This is a genomic window from Burkholderia sp. Se-20378 (assembly GCF_017104665.1).
Classification (GTDB): domain Bacteria; phylum Pseudomonadota; class Gammaproteobacteria; order Burkholderiales; family Burkholderiaceae; genus Burkholderia; species Burkholderia lata.
Window position 1 is genome coordinate 20273 of record NZ_JAAGPG010000058.1, and the last position, 8011, is coordinate 28283.

General features: G+C 67.1%; 7 protein-coding genes. 2 read left to right on the forward strand and 5 right to left on the reverse strand.

Translation table 11 applies throughout. From position 1 onward, the window contains the following. Nucleotides 1–272: 272 nt before the first annotated feature. Together G3N93_RS09810 and G3N93_RS09815 are read left to right on the forward strand one after the other, a co-directional pair. Complete coding sequence (locus G3N93_RS09810) at nt 273–1076, forward strand: EAL domain-containing protein (RefSeq protein ID WP_174942196.1); 804 nt, start codon at nt 273–275, stop codon at nt 1074–1076. 93 nt (nt 1077–1169) lie between these two features. Further along, complete coding sequence (locus G3N93_RS09815; protein ID WP_174942194.1) at nt 1170–1586, forward strand: hypothetical protein; 417 nt, start codon at nt 1170–1172, stop codon at nt 1584–1586. A 100-nt stretch (nt 1587–1686) separates the two neighbouring features. Here the strand turns inward: G3N93_RS09815 and G3N93_RS09820 are convergent, their stop codons facing one another. The 5 genes from G3N93_RS09820 to G3N93_RS09840 are packed head-to-tail and all read right to left on the reverse strand — an operon-like array spanning nt 1687 to nt 7666. After that, nucleotides 1687–3663, reverse strand: a complete 1977-nt coding sequence (locus tag G3N93_RS09820; protein ID WP_206132911.1) for an FkbM family methyltransferase — start codon at nt 3661–3663, stop codon at nt 1687–1689. 24 nt (nt 3664–3687) lie between these two features. Continuing rightward, nucleotides 3688–4824 carry a DUF2827 family protein gene (locus G3N93_RS09825; protein WP_174942190.1) on the reverse strand — a complete coding sequence of 379 codons (1137 nt, stop codon included), beginning with the start codon at nt 4822–4824 and terminating at the stop codon, nt 3688–3690. A 34-nt stretch (nt 4825–4858) separates the two neighbouring features. Then, entirely contained in the window at nt 4859–5326 is a 468-nt protein-coding gene (locus tag G3N93_RS09830) for a DUF4019 domain-containing protein (protein WP_206132912.1), read from the reverse strand. Between the two features lie 25 nt (nt 5327–5351). Then, nucleotides 5352–6506 carry a DUF2827 domain-containing protein gene (locus G3N93_RS09835; protein WP_206132913.1) on the reverse strand — a complete coding sequence of 385 codons (1155 nt, stop codon included), beginning with the start codon at nt 6504–6506 and terminating at the stop codon, nt 5352–5354. Nucleotides 6507–6520: 14 nt separating this feature from the next. Continuing rightward, entirely contained in the window at nt 6521–7666 is a 1146-nt protein-coding gene (locus G3N93_RS09840) for a DUF2827 domain-containing protein (protein ID WP_206132914.1), read from the reverse strand. Nucleotides 7667–8011: the final 345 nt, after the last annotated feature.

Here is an 8011-nt window from a genome sequence, read left to right on the forward strand (position 1 = left end):
AATAAACGGCATCCGGATCGGGGTTCCGTAATTTGCGTTAGTGTGACCTGTCGCACAGTCGGCATCGCGCGTACATGGTGTATTTCCAGTAACTGAATATCGTTGAAAAATATCGAATTTGACGGCGCGCCGAAGCGAAAAGTACGCTCCCGGAAAAGATCGACATAACAGGATGGGCCGGGTAGGCGGCGGAGCGCGTCATGGTCGGCGTGCTCCGCATGTTTCTTCAGGTCGAGCCGCGATCGGCGGCTCGCCATTTGCCGGAGCGCCGGATGAATGCGGTCGAAGCTCGCCTGGAGGCGAATCGGGAAGCGAATCGAGACGAAATCGATCTCGTGTTCGGCGCCCCCGACGATCATCCCGACCTCGCGTCGGTACGCAGTTTCGTGGAAAGCCGGCTCGGGTTCGCGCAAGAACCCGTGTGCCGGGCCGACCTGTCGGGCGGTGTGCTGTACCAGGAATGCCTGGCGCGATTGCGGTGGGGCGAGCGCGATGCGCTGCCGCCGATCGCGTTCCTGCCGCGCCTCGAGGCGCTCGGGCTGATGCGGTGGTTCGACCGGCTCGTGGTCGGCCGGACGATCGACGCGCTGCGCGCCGATCCGGCTGCCGTCTTCGGTTGCAATGTGGCGGCGGCGAGCGCGGTGGTGGACGACGCGTGGCTGGCCATCTTCAGGCGGCTCGAGCGCGAGCCGTCGGTCGCGGCGCGGCTGGTGGTCGAGATCACGGAGACGGGGCCGCTGAATCCCGTCGCGGGGCGATCGTTCGTGAACCGCTTCCGGCAAGCCGGGTGCCGCATCGCGATCGACGATTTCGGGGTCGGATTCAGCGCGTTGAACAACCTGGTGGTCGGCAATCCCGACATCGTGAAGCTCGACCGGTCGATCCTGTCGTTGATCAAGCGCAACGCGATCGGGCGCTACCAGTTCCGCCGGCTGATCGCGTTCGCGCATGAAGGTGCGCGACACGTCGTCGTCGAAGGCGTGGAGAGCGAGGTCGACCGTCAGATCATCGTGGATGCCGGCGTCGCCTGGGCGCAGGGCATCCGTTTTTCATGGCGGTCGCCGGCCGCCGCGTGACGGCGCGGGAACAGGCGAGGTGGCGTGCATGATGCACGCCGATGTCGGGCGTGATCGGCGCGTGGCCGGGACGAATCGCAAAGGGGCGTGAGCATGGCAGGGACGAAGGCCGGAGGCGGAACGGGCACGCAGGCGGCCGGTGCGCGCGACCTCGTCGCGATCGCCGAGCTGGCCGACATGCTGTGGCAACTGGGCGCCGAATCGACCGATGTGCCGATCGACGTCGCGCCGTATCTCGACGGCCTGAAAGCCATTGCGCGTCGCATTCAGCGCATGAAGCCGCTCGACGCGGGCGGCCGCGAGCTGGCGGCGCGGCACTATTACGCGGGCGTCATCGCGGGTGCGTGCGGCGACGATTCGGCCATCGCGCGGGGCGTATCCGACAGCCTCGTCAAGCAATCCGGCGGCGCCGGCCGGCTGGTTGCGCATTGTTTCGCGGTGCTCGCGCGGATGGGGCGGCGGCATGGCCGTACGTTCGCCGCGCAGAGCGGCGATCGGGTGCTGGTCTAGCGGCTGTTCACGTCAGCAGCGGGCCCCGACGCAGCGCAATGCGCGCGCGGCCCGCGTCGGCCTCATCCGGGCGCAGCGGCCCCGATCCGCATCAAATCGCTCAATCCTTTCCGAATCCGCCGAGCACGAGCGCCATCGCGCGGTCGACCGCGTCGTCCCATTGCCCGACGTGCGCGGCGCGCACGATCCGGATGCTCGGATAGAGCGCGGTGCGCGAGCCGGTTTCCCAGCGCGCGTCGGCCTTCGGGCTGAGCAGCAGGACGGCCGGCACGCCGAGTGCGCCGGCGAGGTGGATGTGCGCGGTGCAGGTGGTCACCACGGCATCCAGCGAGAGCATCAGCGCCGCCAGGTCGCTGAAATCGCCGAGCGCTTGATGCGGGAACGTCACCGGCAGGTCCGATTGCTCGGACTGTGCGGACAGGTCGCGGTTGATGCAGTACGCGGCGTGGCCGTGCATCCGCGTCAGCGGCGCGAAGTCGCGCAGGCTGGCCGCGCGATGAAAGCGTGCGTCGCTTTCGTCGCGACCGCGCCAGTTGAGCCCGATGCGGCGCGTGCCGGCGGGATGGCCGTCATGCCGCACGCGCTCGCGCCACGCGGCCGCGTGCTCGGGCGGGCACGACAGGTACGCGGCCGCCGATCCCTTGGGCGCCGGCGCGTAGCCGAACCGTGCGGCGAGCATCAGGAACGAACACCAGTAGTCGTGCGCGATCTGCGACGCGTCGACCCACGCGCCGTGCGCGCCGATGAACTCGATGTGCGGGAACGTGTGACGCAGCAGGCCCGTCAGCGCGTCCGGAACGACGACGGTCACGCTCGTGCAGCCGAGCGTATCGAGCGCATGCAGGTAGCGCGCGTACTGGAGCGGGTCGCCGAGGCCGCCGTAGCTGAGCACCAGCAGCCGCTTGCCCTGCAGCGGCTGGCCCCGGTAGAGCCGCTCCGTCGGCAGCCCGAACTGCGCGGCCGTCAGGACGTTTTCGCTGGCGATGGTCGCGTGGGCGGCCTCGTCGCGCCGGCCGGCGCGCAACAGCAGCGCCGAACGCGCGAGTTCGATGCGTCCGCGCGTCGTGTCAGGGAGCACGTCCGGATCGCCGAAACGTTCGAGCGCCGCGAGCCCGGCGTCGGGCGCACCGGCGAAGCCGTAGCACGACGCGAGTTGCAGCGCGATCGCATCGTCGTCGAGCCCGCGGTCGCGCGCGCGGTGCCAGCGGTCGATCGCATGCCCCCACTCGCAGCGCGACTCATGGTCGAGCGCGCGGTTCCAGTGCGTTTCGGGCGCGTCGGTGTCGGCTGCGGTTGTCGTTGCCGAGTGCGCCGTATCGTGTTCCGCTGCCGCATCGACGGCGAGCGGATCGCCCGAAATGAACAGCTTCCGCCGGTCCCAGCGCGGGTTCGGCACACACAACATGTTCAGGCCATCGATCCGGTAGAACGTATAGTCGAGGCCGGCAAAGGTGGCGATGATCGGTGCCTCGCCGACTTTCCAGTATTCGACCCAGCACCACGGCAGATGCGTCTCGATCAGCCGGCGCGCGCCGCGCAGCGCGTCGATCTCCATCCCTTCGATGTCGAGTTTCAGGAAATCCAGCCGCGGCAGGCCGAGCGAATCGAGCGTGACGACCGGCGTCGGCGTGCCGCCCGCCGCGTGCGCGTCGACGAGCGAGACTTGGCCGAAATCGGCGTCCTGCCCGTAATCGACGTCGGGTACCTTCATCGTGCCGTTGGCGCTGGCGAGCCCCATGTTCAGCAGATGGAGGTTGTCGAGCTGGTTGAGCGCGAGGGTGCCGCCGAGCGCATGAAACAGCGTGCGCTGCGGTTCGAACGCGTACACGCACCCGCCGCGCGCGCGCAGCCGGTGTGCGATCGGCACGCACACGAGCCCCGCATTCGCACCGCCGTCCACCGCGATCGCATCGTCCGGCAACTGGTCGATCACGTGCAGGATCGTGTCGAGCTCGCCCTGGATATGCGGCCGCCCGGTCTTGATCAGCGCCTCGGCCTGAAACGCGCAGTGCCGGTTGATGACGAACGGACCGTGAATCGAATCGATCACGACGAAATTGCGGACGATCTGATTCATGGGCGGTAGCGTGGACGAATGGGGTCAGCCGAGCGCGCGGCCGGCGAACAGTTGCCGGATCTGCGCGGAATACGCGTGGACGTTGTGCTCGGCGAGCGTGTCGACCTGGTGCAGGCAGCGGCGGGCCGCGGCCGCATAGTCGTCGAGCCGCCCGTCGTGCGTCTGCGCGGCGGTCGCGATCGCACGCGCCGCATCGAAGATCTCGAAGTCCGGGTAGTAGTAGCCGACGTCGCGCAGGAACGGCGAGTTGTGCACGAGCGGGTAGTTGCCGTACAGCGCGTCGTACAGCAGGTAGTTGAGGCCGTTTTCCCAGTGATGGGACACGACGATGTCGGTGTGATGCGCGGCCCATGCGACGAACGGCGCGCGCACGTCGGCGGTGGCCTTGCCGTCGCGCACCATCTCGAGCCCGAGCGCGAGATGCTTGAAGGCGACGTTCTCCTTCTTGTCGAACGTGTTGGTCATGAACACGTGCTCGACGAGCTCCGGATGCTCGACGTAGCACGCGTTGGCGGCGAGCATCGGCACGATCGAGCTCTTCACGACGTTCAGGTTCGGCTCGAAGAACGCGATGCGCTTCGCGACGCCGTGGTTGCGATAGCCGAAGCGTGCCTTCAGTTCAGGATCGGCGTCGAGGCTGCGCTCGATGAAATACGGCGACCAGATGTGCGGCAGCTCGATCACCGGCGCGCGATAGACGGCCTGGAAATAGGCCGCGCACGTATGCATGTGCTGCGGGTTGGTCCAGATCTCGTCGAACTGCACGCGGTTCGGATTCGGCCGCCACGGGTTCTTCTCGAAGTTGATCGTCTCGACGGCGATCACGTAGTCGTTGCCGAAGCGGTACGACACGCATTTGCCGCCGCGCCGGCGCACGGCCTCCGTGTGGGTCGAATCGATGAACGCGTTCATCTCGATCAGCAGGTCGGTCTGGTGGACGACGGCCGACAGCGGTCGCAGCGCGTCGCCGAACGCGTCCATCATCAGCGCTTGCGGATAGTCGGTGATGCCGTCGTCGTGCGCGAGCCAGACCTCGCCGATCAACGGCGACTGTTTCAGCAGCATGTACAGGTACACGCAGTGCTGGTTCGCGCCGTTGTACCAGATCGACTGCGTCGCGTCGCGCTGCACGTTCATCGTTATCGCGACATTGAGTTTCATCGGATCGGCTCCGTGGGGGCGGGCGGCGCGCGGTTTATTGCACGAAATTCTGCGACTGGCGCGGCACGTAGCCCGTCAGGTGCCAGCGGCCGTCGTCTTCGAGGCGGAAGCTCAGCTTCTCGTAGACCGTCGCGCCGCTCGTCAGCGTCGTGGTGTAGTCGACGTTCGCGTAGAGCCCGTCGGGCGTCGTCGCCGCGTTCGTGTAGCGGATCCGCGTGATCTGCGCCCAGCCGCGGCGGCTGACCGTGCCGACCGACTGGCGTGCATGCTGCATGTCGGCCGCGAACTGGTCCTGCTTGATGCGCGCCTTCACGAACGGGGCCGCGTCGGTCCATACCGCGCCGTACTGGCCGGCATCGAGCTGCTTGAACACCGCATCCGAGTCGCGGAGCAGCGCGTCGGCCGATTCGCCGGACGATTGCGCGTGCGCGCCGATTGCGATCGAAGCAACGGCGCAGCCGATCAGCCATTTTGCGCGGGTGAGGGTCGGGCGTGCGTTCATGTCGGAGTCCGGAAAGGGCGGCGCGTCACGCGTCGCGATAGAGGGTGGCGATCGCGTCCGTATAGGCGGCGACGTTCTCGGGGTTGTAGATGCTGACGGAGCTGAGCACGTGCTTCGACTGCTCGCGGTACGCCTCGAGGTTCGCGTCATGCTCGGCGAACGCCTTCAGCAGCGCGCGGCCGCCGGCCTGGCAGTCGAAGTCCGGATAGAAATACCCGGCCTTGCCGAGGAACGGCGAGTTGTGGATCAGCGGGTAGTCGCCGTACAGCAGCTCGTAGTACAGGTAGTTCTGCGCGTTTTCCCACGTGTGCGACACCACCGCATCGCCGTACGCGGCCATGAACTCGTACACCGCGTAGCGGCTTTCGAACGTCGTGACCCCGTGGTTCACGATGTCGAGACTCTTCGCGAAATGGACGAACGTCGCATGTTCCTTCAGGTGCAGCGTGTTGCACACGCGCACGAACTCGAGGAACTCCGGTTTCGCACGATACGCTTCCTCGGCCACCAGCATCGGGATGACGCTCGTCTTCACCATGCAGATGTTCGGCTCGAACATCGTCACGCGCCAGCGCGGCTTGCCCGGCTCATAGCCGAACGACAGCCCGGCGCCGAGCGTCGCGCGCGCCTTGTCGAACAGCATCGGGTGCCAGATGTGCGGGACGATCGTGACGGGCGCGCGCAGGCCCGTCTGGTAATAGTGCAGGCACGAGCGCTCGAATTCGGGAATCGTCCACACGGCGTCGTACGGCGCGCCCGAGAACAGGAAACCCGACGGCTTGTTGAACATCGCGCGTTCGATGTCGATCACGTAGTCGTTGCCGACCCGCATCGTGACGACCTTGCCACCGCGCTCGCGGAACGTACGCAGGTAGTCGGCGCCGAACTGCGCGCTCATTTCGATCAGCACGTCGCAGCGCTGCAGCGCTTCGTCCATCGACAGCAGCGGTACGTCCCATTCGCCGAGCATCATCTGCGGATCGGCGACCTGTTCGCCGCCGTTCACCATCACGGCTTCCGCGACGAGCGGCGACTGGCGCAGCAGCAGGATCAGCAGCAGGCAGTTCTGGAAGATGCCGTTTTCCCACAGCGACTGGCCGGCGCCGCGCACGAACAGCGACACGCCGACGACGAGACGCTTGCCCTCGCCGGGCGCTTGACGGGCATTGGAGTCCGACATGCGTATTCTCCGGTTCAGGCGACCAGACGCGAGACAAACGCGTCGAGGTTCGCGGGGTTGTCGATCGAGACCGATTGCAGCAGCCGGTCGGCCTTCGCGCGGTAGTCGTCGAGGCGTTCGTCGTGATGGAGCCACGCATCGAGCAGCGCCCGGCCGCCCGTGGCGGAATCGAAGTCCGGGTAGTAGTAACCGGCGTCGCCGATCAGCGTCGAGTTGTGGATCAGCGGGTAGCCGCCGTACAGCACGTCGTAATACAGGTAGTTCTGCCCGTTTTCCCAGTGGTGCGACACGACCGCGTCCGCATGGCGCGCCATGAAGCCCGGCAGGTCGAGGCGCGGCTCGAAGGTGGCCTTGTGCTGGCGCACGAGATCGAGGCTGTTCGCGAAGTGCACGAAGGTCGGATGCTCCTTCATGTGCAGCGCGTTCACGACGAACATGTGCTGCACCGCGTCCGGGCGCGCGCGGTAGAACTCGTCGCACGCGAGCATCGGGTAATGGCAGGACTTGGCGACCGAGATGTTCGGTTCGAGCATCGCCAGGTGCCACGGGCGGCGGCCCGGCCGATAGCCGAACGTCGCGCCTTCCGCGGCGAGCGCGGCGATGCGGCGCTCGAGGAAGTACGGCGACCAGATGTGCGGCATCAGGTGGACCGGCGCGCGCAGGATGGTCTGCAGCATCGGCGCGGCCGTCTTGTCGTATTGCGGCAGCAGCCACACTTCGTCGAACGGCGCGCCATTGAAGATGTGCCCCGACGGTTTGCCGAAGATCGGGGTTTCGCACAGGCCGGCGTATACGTGCCCGCAGAAGAACGCGGCGATTTTCTTGCCGAGCGCCTTCATGTGCCTGAGCCATTCCACCGGGAGCTGCGCGCCCATTTCGATCACGACGTCGAGTTCGTGCGTGACGTCGGCGGGTTTCACGAGCGGGATGTCGAGGCCGTCGAGTTCGAGGCCGGCCGGCAGCGCGTTGGCGTCGCCGCCGTTCAGGAAGTAGACGGGGCCGACGCGATCCGAGCGCTTGAGCATCATCGCGAGGAACGCAATGTTCTGGTGTATGCCGTTTTCCCAGATCGCCTGGCCGTCGCGCGCAAACAGCGAGATGCCGACCGCCGGTCGTTGCTTGCGGGTGCCGCCCGAGGCGGCTTCATTGATGTCCGTCACCGGTTGGTTTCCTCTGCGGCGTCGTGCGTCCGGGCATCGCGTCGAGCGTCTGGCCTGGAAGCGGCGCGCCGCGGATTGTCATGGTTGCATGTGCGCCGGCGCGCCGCGGCGGGCGAATCGGGCGACCTGGTTCGCGAGGGCGGCAGCCGGTTTCCGGCGTGTCGTCGGGCACGCCTGGCACGGCGTGCGATTCGGGCAGGCTGCCCCGGCGACTGTCTGCGGCGATTGTGGCACGGAAACCACCGGTTTTGGCGGGACGTGACGAACTTTGACATAGCCGGCGGCCAACGGAAACGGGCGCCGGCGAAGCGGCGCCCGGGGGGTGCGGGGGAGGTGGGGTGCGAG

Coding starts and splice junctions, on each gene's coding strand:
- G3N93_RS09810 (WP_174942196.1), top strand. CDS start 273: ATGAATGCGGTCGAAGCTCGCCTGGAGGCGAATCGGGAAGCGAATCGA.
- G3N93_RS09815 (WP_174942194.1), top strand. CDS start 1,170: ATGGCAGGGACGAAGGCCGGAGGCGGAACGGGCACGCAGGCGGCCGGT.
- G3N93_RS09820 (WP_206132911.1), bottom strand. CDS start 3,663: ATGAATCAGATCGTCCGCAATTTCGTCGTGATCGATTCGATTCACGGT.
- G3N93_RS09825 (WP_174942190.1), bottom strand. CDS start 4,824: ATGAAACTCAATGTCGCGATAACGATGAACGTGCAGCGCGACGCGACG.
- G3N93_RS09830 (WP_206132912.1), bottom strand. CDS start 5,326: ATGAACGCACGCCCGACCCTCACCCGCGCAAAATGGCTGATCGGCTGC.
- G3N93_RS09835 (WP_206132913.1), bottom strand. CDS start 6,506: ATGTCGGACTCCAATGCCCGTCAAGCGCCCGGCGAGGGCAAGCGTCTC.